We start from the raw sequence: 14,959 nt of genomic DNA on the forward strand, positions 1-14,959 counted from the left end.
CTTCGATGCTCCTATGTTGTGTTAAGTGTTGGCAGATATCTGAACCCCGCCCTAGCGGTTCGGAGCTTAAACCCCGGAACTTCTCCCTCCCCATATGAAGTCCGGGGCTTTTTTTGCCTAAAAACTGCCTGTGCCTTGCCTGGCGGCACCACAGACAGTTTTGAAATCCCCTTATTCTGCCTCGGTCGCCGCTTCGGCACCTTTATCCGCCAGCTCCATCCAGCCTGCCAACACAGTGTAGGCCTCTTCCAGGCCCATGCGTTTCGGGGCCGAGAAAAGCTGGATCGTCACTTGATCGCCCCAACCCTTGCGGATTTCCGACTGCACCTTGAGCAGGGTGTTCTTGGCTGCGCCGTAGGTCAGCTTGTCGGCCTTGGTCAGCAGGATGTGCATCGGCATGCCGGCGGCAACGGCCCAGTCGAGCATCAGCAGGTCGAAATCGGTCATTGGATGACGGATGTCCATCATCAGAATCAAACCCTTCAAACTCTCGCGGCCACCGAGATAAGCCTCCAGGTGACGCTGCCAGTGTTGCTTGAGCGGGATCGGTACTTTTGCATAACCGTAGCCCGGGAGGTCGACCAGACGCCGTTCATCGTCTAGCTTGAAGAAGTTCAACAGCTGTGTGCGACCCGGGGTTTTCGAGGTGCGCGCCAGGCTGGCGTGAGTCAGAGTGTTCAGCGCGCTGGATTTACCGGCGTTGGAGCGACCGGCGAACGCCACTTCAAAGCCTTCGTCGTCGGGGCACTGATCGACTTTGGCGGCACTGAGCATGAACGTGGACTGTTGGCACAGGCCGAGGATGGGATTCTTGAGTTGCATGGGATTTCCGATGTGGGCGGCGCCGGGATTAGGCGCGGAACGCGGTGTCGCTTCCGTTTCAGTGGCGCCAGTATATAATGCCGCAGATTTTGTGTGTGCTTTGTCCCAGCGAAGGATGAAGTTCACGAGAGCGACAGACTTTGATTGCGCATTAGAACGCAGAACGCTCTCAACCCTGAAAAGGTCGTTTTATGACGAAATGGCTGCTGGCTGCCGGAGTCTTGATGCCGCTGTACAGCGCACAGGCTACACAGGATCCGGAAGCCGTGTACAACCGTGTATGTGGAGCCTGTCATTCCGGCCAACTACCCATGGCGCCCAAAAGAGGCGATCAGGAAGCTTGGACGCCGAGGTTGGCGAAAGGTATGGAGACGCTGGTGCAACACGTGACCCAGGGTTTCAAGGCGATGCCGCCGCGTGGTTTGTGCATGGACTGCAGTGCCGAGGATTACCAGGCCATCATCCTATGGATGAGCGAGAGTAAGCCCGGTCCATAACTCTTAACCCTTAGCCGTAGTTGGATTAGCTGATGAACAAACTGATCGTGAGTCTGCTGTTGACCGTGGGAATCTCAGGTTTCGCCCATGCTGCAGGCGATGCCGCCGCAGGCCAGGCGAAGGCTGCCGTTTGCGGGGCCTGCCATGGCCCGGATGGCAACAGCATGGCGCCAAACTTTCCAAAGCTGGCCGGACAGGGTGAACGTTACCTGACCAAGCAATTGCACGACATCAAGTCGGGCAAGCGCACCGTTCTGGAAATGACCGGCCTGCTGACCAACCTGAGCGATCAGGACCTGGCCGATATCGCTGCCTACTTCGCCAGCCAGAAAGGCAGCGTCGGTGCCGCCGATCCGAAGATCGTCGCTCGCGGCGAAGCCCTGTTCCGTGGCGGCAACCTCGAGAAAGGCCTGCCAGCCTGCACCGGTTGCCACTCGCCGAACGGCGCCGGCAACGCAGCCGCCGGCTTCCCGCACCTGGGTGGCCAACACGCTCAGTACATCGCCAAGCAGCTGACCGATTTCCGCAAAGAAGAAGCCGGCCGCAACAACGACGGCGACGCGATGACCATGCGCACCATCGCCCGCAAGCTGAGCGATGAAGACATCGCGGCAGTCTCCAGCTACATTCAGGGCCTGCATTAACACGCGCGATTCGAGCGTTGCGTGCAATGGCCAACGCCTGTCACGTTAACGCTCGATTAATCCGTCGCAGCAAGTATAAAAAGGGTGGCTTTGGCCGCCCTTTTTTGTGGCCGCTGCCGTTACACTACAGAACTCATGCCCGCCAGGACCTGTCTGAAAACAGGTCGCGCGAGGCGACCAAAATTGTCCAGGAGTAAAGCATGCGTAACCTGATCATCAGCGCCGCCCTCGTCGCTGCCAGCCTGTTCGGCGTGACCGCCCAGGCCGCCGAAGCCCCTGCTGCCCCTTACGTCGAGCTGAGCAACCCGGTGCCGGTCGCCGTGCCTGGCAAGATCGAAGTGGTCGAGCTGTTCTGGTATGGCTGCCCGCACTGCTACGCGTTCGAGCCGGTGATCAACCCATGGGTTGAGAAACTGCCGTCCGACGTCAACTTCGTGCGCATTCCTGCGATGTTCGGCGGTCCTTGGGACGCTCACGGTCAAATGTTCCTGACCCTGGAAGCCATGGGCGTCGAGCACAACGTGCACGCTGCCGTATTCAACGCGATCCAGAAAGAACACAAGAAACTGACCGACAAGAACGACATGGCCGACTTCCTCGCCACTCAAGGCGTGGACAAGGACAAGTTCCTGGCGACCTTCGATTCGTTCGCCATCAAAGGGCAGATCGTAAAAGCCCGCGAGCTGGCCAAGAAGTATGAAATCTCCGGCGTTCCAACCATGATCGTCAACGGTAAATACCGCTTCGACATCGGCTCTGCCGGCGGCGCCGAACAAGCGCTGAAACTGGCTGACCAACTGGTGGCCAAAGAGCGAGCGGCCAGCAAGGCAGCCGCCAACTAAGCGCGGCAATCGCCATGCGCCGCTGGGGAACCGGACGCGTCGTTGGCCTGCATGATCCGCAGGTCAACGAGCATCACCTGGAATCGACGGGCCTGCCCGCAGACAGCCGTCTGCGCTTGCTCAGCTTCAATATTCAGGTCGGCATCAGCACCGAGCGCTATCGGCACTACCTGACCCGCAGCTGGCAGCATCTGCTGCCGCACCCCGGGCGCTCCAGCAATCTGCAAAAGATCGGCAATCTGCTCGGCGACTTCGATCTCGTCGCCCTGCAGGAAGCCGATGGCGGCAGCCTTCGTTCAGGCTACGTCAATCAGGTCGAACACCTGGCCCAACTGGGCGCCTTCCCTTACTGGTATCAACAACTCAATCGCAACCTTGGCCGACTGGCCCAGCACAGCAATGGCGTGCTCAGTCGCCTGCGACCGTGGGCAATCGAGGACCACCCGCTGCCGGGTCCGAAAGGGCGCGGTGCAATTCTGGTGCGTTTTGGCGAGGGCCCGGAAGCGCTGGTAGTGGTGATGATGCATCTGGCACTGGGCGCGCGCGTGCGCAGCATGCAACTGGCCTACATCCGCGAGCTGATCGGCGGCTACAAGCATCAGGTGCTGATGGGCGACATGAATACCCACGCCAGCGATCTGCTGCAACACTCGCCGTTGCGCGACCTCGGCCTGTTGGCCCCGCAACTCGAAGCGACATTCCCCAGCTGGCGCCCACAGCGTTGCCTGGACCATATTCTGCTCAGCCCGACCCTGGCCCTGGAAAAGGTCGAAGTGCTGGCACAACCGATTTCCGATCACCTGCCGGTCGCGGTAGAGATTCGTCTGCCGGGTTCGCTCACGGCCGATGCATTGCCCGCGTTGAGCACTGCCCTTCGCGGAACCCCTGAATGAGCGACGAAGCCCAGCGCTGGAAAGAGAAATACCTCAAAAGCATCGAACAACAGGAAAAGCTCGAACGTCGATGGGACGCCCGGCTCGACTTGCTGCGCCGTGGTCTGGTGCGCAGCACCCTGGCGGCGGAAGGCACCGACCGCGTAGTCGATCAGTGCATGAAAGAAATGCGCGACGTGGTGCGCACCGATGACATGGACGCCGGCCTCGCCGCCCTGTTGCCACGCCTGGAAAAAGCCGTGCTCGATTCCGAGCAGCGCCGGGAAACCCGGATCGAACAGGTCAGCACCGCACTGACTGCGCTGGTCACTCAGCTGCAATCCCTCCCGCTGCCCCGCGATGTGGCCCAGCCGCTGAAGAAATTCGCCAAGCAACTGGACGGCCGGGTCAGTCAGGCAAGGGAAATGCCGCTGTTGCTCAGCGAGCTCAGCGGCTTGCAGGGCAAGGCCTTGAGCCGGCTGGAGACGCCAGCGGAACCCGGGCGCCCGGGGCTGTTGCAGCGCCTGTTCGGCAGCCGCGACAGCGAGGAAACGCATGCCGCAGTGACTCAGCCTGGCGTGGTCGCGCCTCCAGCACAGCCAGACCAAACGCCCGTCACGCATGAAATTGCGCCCTTGCAGGAAGCACCTGTCACGACCAGCGAACCGATCGCCTCTGCGCCAGCCAGCCAAGCACCGGTCGCCGAAACCGTGGCAGAACCAGCGAAAACTCCCGCGCCGCTGCCTGAGTACCATTCTGAGCCGGAGGTGGTTGCCTTTGAGCCTTCCAGAATCCTCACCGAAGCCCCCACGGCCCCCGGCGAACCAGAACCCACCGAACCAGAACCCACTAAGCCTGAGCCGGAGCCGCAGGCCTTCACGCCTCCTCCGGTTTTCGCGCCCGCAGTGCCGAAAGCCATCAATCCGGACGAACTGATCCACCCCGGCGATACCCCGCCACCCGTGATCCTCGACAGCCTACCCCTGCCCGAACCCATCGCTCAGGCACTGGCCGCCATCGATCCGGAGCAATCCGAGCACGACATTCTCTATGCCCTGCCCGACTCGCCGGAACCGTCCTACAGCTCGGTCGCCAAACATATCGAAGACACGCTGATCGGATTGCTGGATGACCTGACCCTGCCGGAGCGCCACCGCCCGCAAGCCGAAGCCATGCGCGACCGCCTGAAAAACGGTCTGAACTGGTACGAACTGCTGCCGATCCTCGACGATCTGGCGACCTTGATGCTGGCCATTACCGACAGCGGCCAGCACGAATTCGAAGCCTACCTGCAGCAACTCAATGAACGCCTCGAAGCATTTCAGAGCAACTTGCAGGCCGCCAGCGAAGGCCACGCCGACAACAGCTCCGCGTCGCGGGCGATGGACACGCAGATCCGCGAACAGGTCGACGGCTTGCAGAACAGCGTGCAGGAAGCGGCTGATCTGGATGATCTGAAGCACGTACTGGAAAACCACCTCGAAGGCCTGCTCGGCACCATGGATCAGCACCAGAAGCAGCGAGACGCCCGGGAACAGGAAGTCGCCGGACGCCTGAAAAGCCTGGCCGAGCGCGTGGCGCACATGGAGCAGGAAGCGCTGGGCTATCGCGAACACCTTGAAGAGCAGCGCCAGAAAGCCCTGATCGATCCACTCACCGGCTTGCCCAACCGCGCCGCCTGGACCGAACGGCTCGAACATGAAATCGCTCAATGGCGGCAACACGGCAACACCCTGAGCCTGGCCATGCTCGACCTCGATCATTTCAAACGGATCAACGATAACTATGGCCATCTGGCCGGCGACAAGGTGTTGAAGATCATCGCGACGGTGCTGCGCAAGCGCCTGCGTGGCAGCGACTTCATCGCTCGTTTCGGCGGCGAAGAGTTCGTCCTGCTGCTGCCAGCCACTACGCCAGCCGTCGGCGCCAAATTCCTGGAAACCCTGCGAGCGGCCATCGAAGCCTGCCCGTTTCACTTCAAGGGTGAGCGCGTCACGATCACGGTTTCCATGGGACTGGCGTCGTTCCGGCCAGGAGAACACAGCGATCTGGTGCTCAAAAGAGCCGATCAGGCGCTTTACCGGGCAAAAAACGCAGGACGTAACCGGGTGGAGCTGGGCTGAGGCAATTGTTCCATATTGTTTAAATCACCCCTTCAAGCGTCGAAGCGCGAGGCGATACGTTACACTGTTGCATTATCGTCTTGCGTGTACTGCCCTCTGCCATGAAATTTTTTACCCTCCTCGTGTCGCTGATCCTCCTGGCCGGTTGTGCCAGCGGCCCGCGTTTTGACACCAGCCATCCTTCGCTCAATCACGACAGTCGCGTGCAGTTTGTGATCGTGCACTACACGTCCGCCTCGCTCGAACGCTCACTGCAATTGCTGACCCACGGCGAAGTCAGCAGCCATTACCTGATCGGCGACGACAAGAACGCCACCATCTACAAGCTGATGGACGAGAACCTGCGTGCCTGGCATGCCGGCGAAAGCGAATGGCAAGGCCGCACCTGGCTCAACTCCAGCTCGATCGGCATCGAAATCGTCAATCCGGGCTTCAAGGACACACCGACCGGTCGCCTCTGGTATCCCTACAGCGAAGCCCAGGTGCAATCGCTGATCGTTCTGCTCAAGGACATCAGCAAACGCCAGGGCATCAGCCCGCGCCACATCATCGGCCACAGCGACATCGCCCCGCTGCGCAAGCTCGACCCGGGGCCACTGTTCCCATGGAAGCGCCTGGCCGCCGAAGGGCTGGGGCTCTGGCCCAATGAACAAGCGGTGGCACGCCAACAGGCGCAGTTCGATGCCGAACTGCCGAGCATCACCTGGTTCCAGAGCCAACTGGCGCGCCTGGGCTACTCGACGCCGCAGACCGGCGAGCTTGATGTAGCGACCCGTCATGTGCTCGCGGCCTTCCAGATGCACTACCGCCCGACGCGCTTTGACGGCACGCCGGATGCACAAACGGCAGCGTTGCTGCTGGTGTTGAATCAGACAAAATAATGACGCCCGCCCGACGGTCAGGGCGAAAACGCAATCAGCAGCTATAACTCATTGGTAATTCTTCGGATATCCATGATGGTTGCTACCCGAGAGACGCTGCGTAGCTGGTTTTATCGCCCCTGGTTTCTGGCGATGATCGCGGCTGTCCTCAGTGCGAGCCTGCTGATCACCGGCGGGCTGTTCGTGGCCGTGCGCCAGGTCGAGCAAAGCGAAAGCCAGGAAATGAATGCCCAGGGCGAGCGCTTCCTGGCGCGTCTGGAGCAACTGTTCGGCCAGTTGCGCGAAAGCCTCGACGACCTCGAAGCCCAACCCTTGCGCAGCTGCGACGACGAGATGATCGCCACGTTGCAGCAAGTGACGTTCAACTATCGCTTCGTCTACGAAGCCGCCTACATGGACGCCACGCGGATCTGTTCCAACCGTCCGCGCCAGGATGGCCTGTCGGTGATCCGTCCTCCGGACATCAAAGGTCCGACCTACAGTTACTGGCTGAACACCACCACCGAACCCGATGAAAACCGCGCGGCGCTGATGCTCGGGCGCGGCAATTTTCGCGTGGCTACCTCACGCGGGCACCTGACCGACATGGTCGACCTGTCGCCCGGCAGCAGCCTGTTGGTGGTGCTGGATCACGGGACCCGGGCGATTCCGGTACTCGGCGTTCCACAGACCTGGCCACCCGCGCAACCCTGGCCGCCGAAAACCCGGGATGCGCTGCAAGTCACCCAGTCGCGCCTGATCTACCGCATGCCCACCGACAACCCGGAATATCAACTGGTGTTGATCAGCCCACGCACGGGCATGCACATTCCGCAGCTCTGGTGGTGGATGGTGCCCTTCTGTCTGGTGCTCGGTGCGGTGGTGGGCGTTCTGGTGTTCTGGATCGTACGCCAGCGCCAGTCGCTGGACGCCGAGTTGCACGGCGCGATTCGTCGGGGTGAATTGCAGGTGCTTTATCAGCCGATTTTCGATCTCGACAGCCGCAACTGCGTCGGCGCCGAAGCGCTGCTGCGCTGGCGCCGACCGGACGGCACGCTGACCAGTCCCGACCTGTTCATCCCGATGGCCGAAAACACCGGGCAGATTCGCCAGATGACCGACTTCGTCCTGCAGCGCTTGCTCGAACAGTTGGGCCAGTTGCTGCGGGCCAACCCGCAGCTGTATATCTCGGTGAACCTGGCCGCCTGCGACGTGATGGTGCCGCGCATCGGCCAGGTCATGGCGCGGCTGCTGACCCTGCACCGGGTCGCGGCGCGGCAGATTGCGTTCGAGGTGACCGAACGCGGTCTGATCGATGTGGTGGTGGCCAGGGAAAACCTGCAAGCGCTGCGTGATGTCGGCCATCAGGTGCTGATCGACGATTTCGGCACCGGCTATTGCAGCCTCGCCTATCTGCAAACCTTGCCCGTGGACTGCCTGAAGATCGACAAGGCGTTCATCGACGCCCTCGGGCATGATGCTGCCAGCAGTGGTGTTGCGCCGCACATTATCCACATGGCCCAGGCACTGGATCTTAAGGTGATCGCCGAAGGCATCGAATATGAATCCCAGGCCGAGCTGCTGAGCAGCGAAGGGGTGAAATTCGGCCAGGGCTGGCTGTTCGCCCACGCCTTGAGCGCGGTGCAGTTCATCGAATTGATCACCCGTGGCCGACGACTCGCCGGACGCCGACTCGACGACGAAGCCTAGACGGCCAGCGCCATGTAGAACTGCGTGCCCTGCCCCGGCCGCGAGTAAACGCCCATCCGTCCACCGTGCAGCTGGACGATTTCCTTGCACAGCGCCAGTCCCAGCCCGGCACCGCCCTTCTTCCTGCCGACCTGGACGAAGGGTTCGAAAATCCGCCCTTGCTGACCGTAAGCAATCCCTTCGCCGTTGTCTTCGACGCTGATGATTACCCGCTCGCCATGGCGCCGGGCCTGCAAGCGGATCAGCCCGTCACGCGCGGTGTGGCGCAACGCGTTGTCGATCAGGTTGTCGAGGACTCGATCGAGCTGCGCCTGATCCGCCTGCAGGCGTGGCAGCGGACCTTGCGCTTCGACCTGCAGGGCAACGCCCTTCTCGGCCGCTGGATCGGCGAAACGCAAACGCGCCTGTTCCAGCAAGTCTTCGATGGAACACGGCGCCAGCGTGAGCTTCTGCAACCCACTCTGATACCGCGAGAAATTCAGCAGATCGTTGATCAACTGCATCAGGCGCTGCATTTCTTCGTTGACCGTGTCGAGCAGGTCGGACTCGCGAGACTCCGGTGGAAACTTCGCCCGCTCGCGGAACAGGCCGAACGCCATGTGCATGCCCGTGACCGGTGTGCGCAATTCGTGGGACGCACGCAGCACGAACTCGCTGCGCACCCGCTCGAAGGCGCGCTGCTCGGTGACGTCATGCAACACCATCACGGCGCCGAGGATGTGCCCCTGGGTATGGCTGACCGGCGTAAGACTGTAGGTCAGCAGACGCGATTCGCCATCGACTTCGATGCTCAAATCATCCGGCGCTCGCTCCAGCGTGCCACCGCGCAACACCAGTTGCAGTTGTGCATCCAGTTCCGGACGCTGAAGCGCCGTACCCAGGCCCTCGCCGAAACGGTCGCTGTCCCAGCCCAGTTGTCGCTGGGCCACAGGGTTCAAGTGTTCCAGACGTCCCTGACGATCGATCATCAGCAAGCCGTCATCGATGCTGTCGAGTACCGCCTGCAGTCGCTGCTGGCCGGCAAGCAATTCGTCGACATTGGTCGCCTGGTGTTCGCGCAAAGCTTCGGCCATCAGCCCGAAGCGGCGGGTCAACAGGTTGATCTCCATCGCCGAAGATACCGGCAGCATCACTTCGAAATTGCCTTGGCCGATATTGTCCGCCGCTTTGGCCAGCGCCTCGATTGGCGCACCAAAACGCCGGGCAATGCCTTGGGCGGTGATGAAGCCGATGATCAGCACTGCCAGCCCAACCAGCCCAAGCAGGCCGGAAATCAGCAACGCGCGGTCGCGGGCGGCGTGCTGGACCGAATTGATGTTGTCCAGTGCGTGTTTGTGCTCGGTGATCAATCCGTTACGTAGCGTATTGAAGCGCTCACGCAAATCGCCACCGCCACTCAGGGCAGCTGCCGGGTCGCGTGAAATGTCGAACGCCTGGAGGAAGTTCAGGTAATCGGCTTTTGCCTGGCTGAAACCGTATGGACGGTCGTCGTCTTTCTGTTCCTGGGCGATGCCCTCGTCGAGCAATTCGAAATAACGCCGTTTGGACGCCTCGAACGCCACGGGGTCGGGCTTCTCGGCAAGCATCATGATCAGCTGATCGCCGAGGGTCTGGCGCAGTTTGAGTCCGAGATCGAGGGTGACGAAGTTGTTGCGGATCAACGCCTCCTGGGTCCCGGCCATCTGCATCACGCTGACCAGCCCGAGCAACAGCCCGAGCAAGGCCACGGTGATCAGTGCGGATATGCTCAGGAACAAGCGGGTCCGCAACTTCATCGCCAGTTTCATCGGCGGATGCTCACAGGTTGTACTGCTTGCGCTTGCGATACAGTGTCGAAGCGTCAATCCCCAAGGTCTTGGCGGCCTGATCGAGGGTCCCGGCAGTCGCCAATACCGCGCCGATGTGGGCTTTCTCCAACTCATCGAGGCTCAACGCGGCGCCAACCCGTGGCGCGTTGTTCGCCGGTTGTTCGGCCATGCCGAGGTGGCTGATTTCCACGCGCTCCTGCGGGCAGATGATGCTCGCTCGCTCGACCACGTTACGCAGCTCGCGAATGTTGCCCGGCCAGCGGTAGCCGAGCAGCGCTTCGCGGGCCTCGTCACTGAAGCCCCGCGCAGGACGCGCATATTCCTTCACAAAGCGTGCAAGGAACCGGTCGGCCAAGGTCAGGATGTCTTCGGCGCGTTCGCGCAACGGCGGCAAATGCAGGGTAATGACGTTCAGGCGATAGAGCAGGTCTTCACGGAAACGGCCGTCGCGCACCATGTCTTCGAGATTGAGGTTGGTGGCGGCGAGGATGCGCACATCGGCCCGGCGGGTGACCGGATCCCCCACCCGCTCGTATTCCTTGTCCTGAATGAAACGCAGCAACTTGGGTTGCAACGTCAACGGAAAATCGCCGATCTCGTCGAGAAACAGCGTGCCGCCATCAGCCTGATTGACCCGTCCCAAGGTACTTTCACTGGCCCCGGTAAACGCGCCGCGACTGTGACCGAACAGCTCGCTTTCCATCAGTTCGGCGGTCAGCGACGGGCAGTTGATGGTGACGCAGGATTTCTTCTCGCGCTTGCTCCAGCCGTGAATGGCTCGGGCCAATTCACCTTTACCGGTGCCGGACTCGCCGAGAATCAGGATGTTGGCGTCAGTGCTCGCCACTTGCCGCGCCGTTTCGAGTACGACTTTCATCGCCGGACTGTGGGAATCGAGACCGTCCTTGGGTTTGCGGATCTCGCCTTCCAGGGCTTCCAGACGCGCCGAAAGCTGACGTACCTCAAGCTGCTTGGCAGTCGCCAGGCGCAGTTGATCCGGACTGCACGGCTTGACCAGATAATCGGCGGCGCCAGCCTGGATCGCATCCACCGCAGTGTCGACGGCCGAATGGGCGGTGACGATCACTACCCGCATCCACGGCGCCTGGATGCGCATTTGCGCCAGCACATCTAAACCGTTGTCTTCGCCAAGGCGCAAATCAAGGAAGCAAAGATCGAACACCTGACGTTGCAACAGCGCGTCAGCCTGGGCCGCGCTGTTGGCGGTGGCGACTGTATAACCTTCGTCTTCGAGGCAATAACGGAAGGTTCGCAGGATGGCGGATTCATCGTCCACCAGCAGAATGCGGCCTTGGTGCTCAGTGGCTGATTCCATTTTTCCTACGCTCCATAAGTAAATGTCTTGGGTTAGTCCCGGAAAAATCGGGCAAGTTGCATGGTTGATTCTGATCGATTCCAGCCATTGCAGGGTAGCTCTCTCCTGCCATAACGGCTAATCCTCTGATTTTGTTGATTTTTTAAACATCGCACCGTTTCAAGTCGGTTTCCTGCCTACTTTTCTGACATCTGCACCCTGCACTCAATTCAAAAAGAATGATTTTTCCTACGAAATAATCGTGCATTACGCACGAGCCTGCGGGGGTCATCGTGCAGGATGCGTCGTCAGGAATTTTCACTACATCTGTAACCAACTGATTTTATTGATTTTTTTAAAACAAAAAAGCTGGCATGCAGGCTGCAATACCTCTCTCAGCCCGGGCAGAAATGCACTGCCCCAACCGAACAAGAGTGAGGAACCCAGGATGACTCGCCCACGTGCCGCCCAAATGCGTATTTCGCCACTGCACTTGCAGCAGGCCTTGTTTGGCGCACTTGCGCTCCTGATTACGCTGATCGCTTGCCAGCAATACCTGCGCTGGGAGCAGAGTCAGCATCCTGAGCCCCTGATTTACATGCAACACGCGACACAGACCCACTTCAGCGCCGTCAGCAGCAGCCAGGCAGACAACGGCGCAATGCGCATGATGGACGTCGACCAACCACAGCCGCTGGGCGACATGCCCCGTGAAGAACGCTGGGTTTTCTAATCAACGAATCTGGGCGCCCCCGCGCCAAGACCGGCAACACCCTTAAATAGAAGCAAGGAGAATCACCATGTTGAGCTGGGCAATCACTTTCCTGATCATTGCCATCATCGCTGCAGTACTGGGCTTCGGTGGTATCGCGGGCACCGCCACGGGTATCGCCAAGATTCTATTTGTCGTTTTCCTGGTGATGTTCATCGCTTCTTTCTTCTTTGGCCGTCGCGGTCGAGGCTGAACATGAAGGGTTTAAAGACGCTGGCAGCCGCCCTGCTCCTGGGCGGTAGTGCCATGGCGATGGCGGCCAATGACGGCCAGACGCGGGTCAACGAGCTGTTGAGTTCCGACCCGCAATACAGGGAAACCTGGGAAGGCGTGGTGAAGAAGGAAGAACGCCTGCCGGAATGGGTGATGAACCTGTCCGGCGCGCCGGACCAACAGATGAATGCCGTCACCGAAGATGGCGATCAATATCTGGTGGGGCCGCTCTGCGAATCGCAGGACAAATGCCTCAACCACCGCCTGATCGTTGCCTTCAGCTTCGACAAGAAAGACGCCTACGCCATGCTGGTCGATGTGCCCGAAGGATTGCCGGCCGACAAGTCGCCAACGCGACATGCCACCTACCGCTTCCTCGGCAAGCCCGACCAGGGCATGCAGGATCTGTTGATGGAAACACTGAAGAAAGATCCGAACTGGTATTGAACATGAGGGCAGCCGAGAGGCTGTCCTCTATTGCACCCGCCCGAGGAAGGCCGGTGCATGACCAGGGGGCCGGGACGTTCTGACTGTTGCAGGGTCGGAGTGACCTACGGGTACAGGGAGTGCCTGCGATGAGGGCCGGGTCAGGGTAAAAGCTGCGACGCAAGTCCGCCAACCGGAGCGGTTCGACGGACTTGCGCTGGGCTTGCAACGTGACAAAACGTTGATCCAGAGCGTTCTGCTCGTCTTTTTATCGCCCACACTGCATGCGAAAGCATTTCGCGGTGTTTCGTTGCGACCGTATATCGAGAAAGAGTCGATCAAGTAAGTCGGACATTTAGAGTCCGAACGTAGGCTTTTTCCTGAATTTTTTGTCGAAATCACTCGTTCAAAAAACAACCAACCTACGCTGTAATGGCCGGTTCACGGCACTTATGCCTGCCGAAATGTCGTATTCGAACCGGTTGGGACGCCAGTTTCATTTGAAAAAGCTCATGCCGATTCGGCATAGGGTAGGCGTTTACGGCATTAGACGGCGCAACCTTGCATCGGAATAGTTGCGCCTTTTTTCGCCTGCCGGAGAGCCGTAAACACGCGCTTCGGGGCACCTTATACGGAGGCAGATGCACAGACTTTTCCGCTGATGAGCGTTCCAGTTCCTGCATGTGCCTGAGTCAAACGCAAGTAAGGGTAAAGATAATGAAGAAGGCAAAGCTTAGCCTCGCCTGGCAGATCCTCATCGGTCTGGTATTGGGGATTGCAATCGGTGCGTTGCTCAACCATTTCAGTGCCGAGAAGGCCTGGTGGATCAGCAACGTCCTGCAACCGGCAGGCGATATCTTTATCCGTCTGATCAAGATGATCGTGATCCCGATCGTCATCTCTTCCCTGATCGTCGGCATCGCCGGCGTGGGCGACGCCAAGAAGCTCGGGCGCATCGGCCTGAAGACCATCATCTACTTCGAAATCGTCACCACCATCGCCATCGTCGTCGGCCTGCTGCTGGCCAACCTGTTCCATCCGGGTGCAGGCATCGACATGAGCACCCTGGGCACCGTGGACATCTCCAAGTACCAGGCGACCGCCGCCGAAGTGCAGCATGAACACGCGTTCATCGAGACCATCCTCAACCTGATCCCGTCGAACATCTTCGCGGCCATGGCCCGCGGCGAGATGCTGCCGATCATCTTCTTCTCCGTACTGTTCGGCCTCGGTCTGTCGAGCCTGCAGTCGGACCTGCGCGAGCCGCTGGTGAAGATGTTCCAGGGCGTCTCGGAAAGCATGTTCAAAGTCACCCACATGATCATGAATTACGCGCCAATCGGTGTGTTCGCCCTGATCGCGGTGACCGTGGCCAACTTCGGTTTCGCCTCGCTGCTGCCGCTGGCCAAACTGGTGATCCTGGTTTACGTCGCCATCGCCTTCTTCGCCTTCGTGGTTCTGGGCCTGATCGCCAAGATGTTCGGTTTCTCGGTGATCAAGCTGATGCGCATCTTCAAGGATGAACTGGTGCTGGCTTACTCCACCGCCTCCTCGGAAACCGTGCTGCCACGCGTGATCGAGAAGATGGAAGCCTACGGCGCACCGAAAGCCATCTGCAGCTTCGTGGTACCGACCGGCTACTCGTTCAACCTCGACGGTTCGACCCTGTACCAGTCCATCGCGGCGATCTTCATTGCCCAGCTGTACGGCATCGACCTGTCGATCAGCCAGCAACTGCTGCTGGTCCTGACCCTGATGGTCACCTCCAAAGGCATCGCCGGTGTACCGGGCGTGTCCTTCGTGGTGCTGCTGGCCACCCTGGGCAGCGTCGGCATTCCGCTGGAAGGCCTGGCTTTCATCGCCGGTGTCGACCGTGTTATGGACATGGCGCGTACCGCCCTGAACGTCATCGGCAACGCCCTCGCCGTACTGGTTATCGCCCGTTGGGAAGGCATGTACGACGACGCCAAGGGCCAGCGCTACTGGAACTCGCTGCCGCACTGGCGCAGCAAAGAAAAACTGCCGGCCGGTGACGTTTCGAAAAACTGATCCCCG

14 protein-coding genes are annotated in these 14,959 nt (G+C 60.2%); 11 read left to right on the plus strand and 3 right to left on the minus strand.

The window, feature by feature from the left end:
* Positions 1-171 precede the first annotated feature (171 nt).
* Complete coding sequence (yihA, locus tag CAF73_RS05775; protein ID WP_085696556.1) at positions 172-822, minus strand: ribosome biogenesis GTP-binding protein YihA/YsxC; 651 nt, start codon at positions 820-822, stop codon at positions 172-174.
* Between the two features lie 191 nt (positions 823-1,013).
* On the opposite strand from yihA, the gene CAF73_RS05780 reads away from it, so the two are divergent.
* The 7 genes from CAF73_RS05780 (at position 1,014) to CAF73_RS05810 (ending at position 8,370) form a co-directional block, all read left to right on the plus strand.
* Positions 1,014-1,319, plus strand: coding sequence for a cytochrome c5 family protein (locus tag CAF73_RS05780; RefSeq protein ID WP_085696557.1), 306 nt, complete (start codon positions 1,014-1,016; stop codon positions 1,317-1,319).
* Positions 1,320-1,351: 32 nt separating this feature from the next.
* Positions 1,352-1,963, plus strand: a complete 612-nt coding sequence (locus tag CAF73_RS05785) for a cytochrome c (protein WP_039764863.1) — start codon at positions 1,352-1,354, stop codon at positions 1,961-1,963.
* A 200-nt stretch (positions 1,964-2,163) separates the two neighbouring features.
* Complete coding sequence (locus CAF73_RS05790) at positions 2,164-2,805, plus strand: thiol:disulfide interchange protein DsbA/DsbL (protein ID WP_085696558.1); 642 nt, start codon at positions 2,164-2,166, stop codon at positions 2,803-2,805.
* A gap of 14 nt (positions 2,806-2,819) precedes the next feature.
* A complete protein-coding gene (locus CAF73_RS05795) occupies positions 2,820-3,698 on the plus strand; it encodes an endonuclease/exonuclease/phosphatase family protein (protein ID WP_085696559.1) in 879 nt (292 codons plus the stop codon).
* On the plus strand, positions 3,695-5,800 hold the full coding sequence (locus CAF73_RS05800) for a GGDEF domain-containing protein (protein ID WP_085702225.1): 2,106 nt from the start codon (positions 3,695-3,697) through the stop codon (positions 5,798-5,800). Before CAF73_RS05795 ends, CAF73_RS05800 begins: the two co-directional genes overlap by 4 nt.
* 101 nt (positions 5,801-5,901) lie before the next feature.
* Positions 5,902-6,681 carry an N-acetylmuramoyl-L-alanine amidase gene (locus tag CAF73_RS05805; RefSeq protein WP_085702226.1) on the plus strand — a complete coding sequence of 260 codons (780 nt, stop codon included), beginning with the start codon at positions 5,902-5,904 and terminating at the stop codon, positions 6,679-6,681.
* Positions 6,682-6,756: 75 nt separating this feature from the next.
* Positions 6,757-8,370 carry an EAL domain-containing protein gene (locus CAF73_RS05810; RefSeq protein ID WP_170929692.1) on the plus strand — a complete coding sequence of 538 codons (1,614 nt, stop codon included), beginning with the start codon at positions 6,757-6,759 and terminating at the stop codon, positions 8,368-8,370.
* On the opposite strand, the gene CAF73_RS05815 is transcribed toward CAF73_RS05810, so the two are convergent.
* Complete coding sequence (locus CAF73_RS05815) at positions 8,367-10,157, minus strand: KinB sensor domain-containing domain (protein WP_085702227.1); 1,791 nt, start codon at positions 10,155-10,157, stop codon at positions 8,367-8,369. The genes CAF73_RS05810 and CAF73_RS05815 overlap by 4 nt on opposite strands.
* A gap of 10 nt (positions 10,158-10,167) precedes the next feature.
* A complete protein-coding gene (gene algB, locus CAF73_RS05820) occupies positions 10,168-11,514 on the minus strand; it encodes a sigma-54-dependent response regulator transcription factor AlgB (protein WP_025112294.1) in 1,347 nt (448 codons plus the stop codon).
* 427 nt (positions 11,515-11,941) lie between these two features.
* On the opposite strand from algB, the gene CAF73_RS05825 reads away from it, so the two are divergent.
* The 4 genes from CAF73_RS05825 (at position 11,942) to gltP (ending at position 14,953) form a co-directional block, all read left to right on the plus strand.
* A complete protein-coding gene (locus CAF73_RS05825) occupies positions 11,942-12,226 on the plus strand; it encodes a hypothetical protein (protein ID WP_085696564.1) in 285 nt (94 codons plus the stop codon).
* A gap of 67 nt (positions 12,227-12,293) precedes the next feature.
* Complete coding sequence (locus CAF73_RS05830) at positions 12,294-12,458, plus strand: DUF1328 domain-containing protein (protein ID WP_003177151.1); 165 nt, start codon at positions 12,294-12,296, stop codon at positions 12,456-12,458.
* A gap of 2 nt (positions 12,459-12,460) precedes the next feature.
* Positions 12,461-12,925: an inhibitor of vertebrate lysozyme family protein gene (locus CAF73_RS05835; RefSeq protein WP_085696565.1), complete on the plus strand. Its 465-nt coding sequence runs from the start codon at positions 12,461-12,463 to the stop codon at positions 12,923-12,925.
* Positions 12,926-13,621: 696 nt separating this feature from the next.
* Entirely contained in the window at positions 13,622-14,953 is a 1,332-nt protein-coding gene (gene gltP / locus CAF73_RS05845; RefSeq protein WP_085612511.1) for a glutamate/aspartate:proton symporter GltP, read from the plus strand.
* Positions 14,954-14,959 lie beyond the last annotated feature (6 nt).

Origin of the sequence: Pseudomonas sp. B15(2017), assembly GCF_002113215.1 — a bacterium.
Lineage (GTDB): Bacteria > Pseudomonadota > Gammaproteobacteria > Pseudomonadales > Pseudomonadaceae > Aquipseudomonas.

Excerpts from the sequence above, each read along its gene's own strand:
- yihA (WP_085696556.1), bottom strand. The coding sequence starts at position 822 with ATGCAACTCAAGAATCCCATCCTCGGCCTGTGCCAACAGTCCACGTTC.
- CAF73_RS05780 (WP_085696557.1), top strand. The coding sequence starts at position 1,014 with ATGACGAAATGGCTGCTGGCTGCCGGAGTCTTGATGCCGCTGTACAGC.
- CAF73_RS05785 (WP_039764863.1), top strand. The coding sequence starts at position 1,352 with ATGAACAAACTGATCGTGAGTCTGCTGTTGACCGTGGGAATCTCAGGT.
- CAF73_RS05790 (WP_085696558.1), top strand. The coding sequence starts at position 2,164 with ATGCGTAACCTGATCATCAGCGCCGCCCTCGTCGCTGCCAGCCTGTTC.
- CAF73_RS05795 (WP_085696559.1), top strand. The coding sequence starts at position 2,820 with ATGCGCCGCTGGGGAACCGGACGCGTCGTTGGCCTGCATGATCCGCAG.
- CAF73_RS05800 (WP_085702225.1), top strand. The coding sequence starts at position 3,695 with ATGAGCGACGAAGCCCAGCGCTGGAAAGAGAAATACCTCAAAAGCATC.
- CAF73_RS05805 (WP_085702226.1), top strand. The coding sequence starts at position 5,902 with ATGAAATTTTTTACCCTCCTCGTGTCGCTGATCCTCCTGGCCGGTTGT.
- CAF73_RS05810 (WP_170929692.1), top strand. The coding sequence starts at position 6,757 with ATGGTTGCTACCCGAGAGACGCTGCGTAGCTGGTTTTATCGCCCCTGG.
- CAF73_RS05815 (WP_085702227.1), bottom strand. The coding sequence starts at position 10,157 with ATGAAACTGGCGATGAAGTTGCGGACCCGCTTGTTCCTGAGCATATCC.
- algB (WP_025112294.1), bottom strand. The coding sequence starts at position 11,514 with ATGGAATCAGCCACTGAGCACCAAGGCCGCATTCTGCTGGTGGACGAT.
- CAF73_RS05825 (WP_085696564.1), top strand. The coding sequence starts at position 11,942 with ATGACTCGCCCACGTGCCGCCCAAATGCGTATTTCGCCACTGCACTTG.
- CAF73_RS05830 (WP_003177151.1), top strand. The coding sequence starts at position 12,294 with ATGTTGAGCTGGGCAATCACTTTCCTGATCATTGCCATCATCGCTGCA.
- CAF73_RS05835 (WP_085696565.1), top strand. The coding sequence starts at position 12,461 with ATGAAGGGTTTAAAGACGCTGGCAGCCGCCCTGCTCCTGGGCGGTAGT.
- gltP (WP_085612511.1), top strand. The coding sequence starts at position 13,622 with ATGAAGAAGGCAAAGCTTAGCCTCGCCTGGCAGATCCTCATCGGTCTG.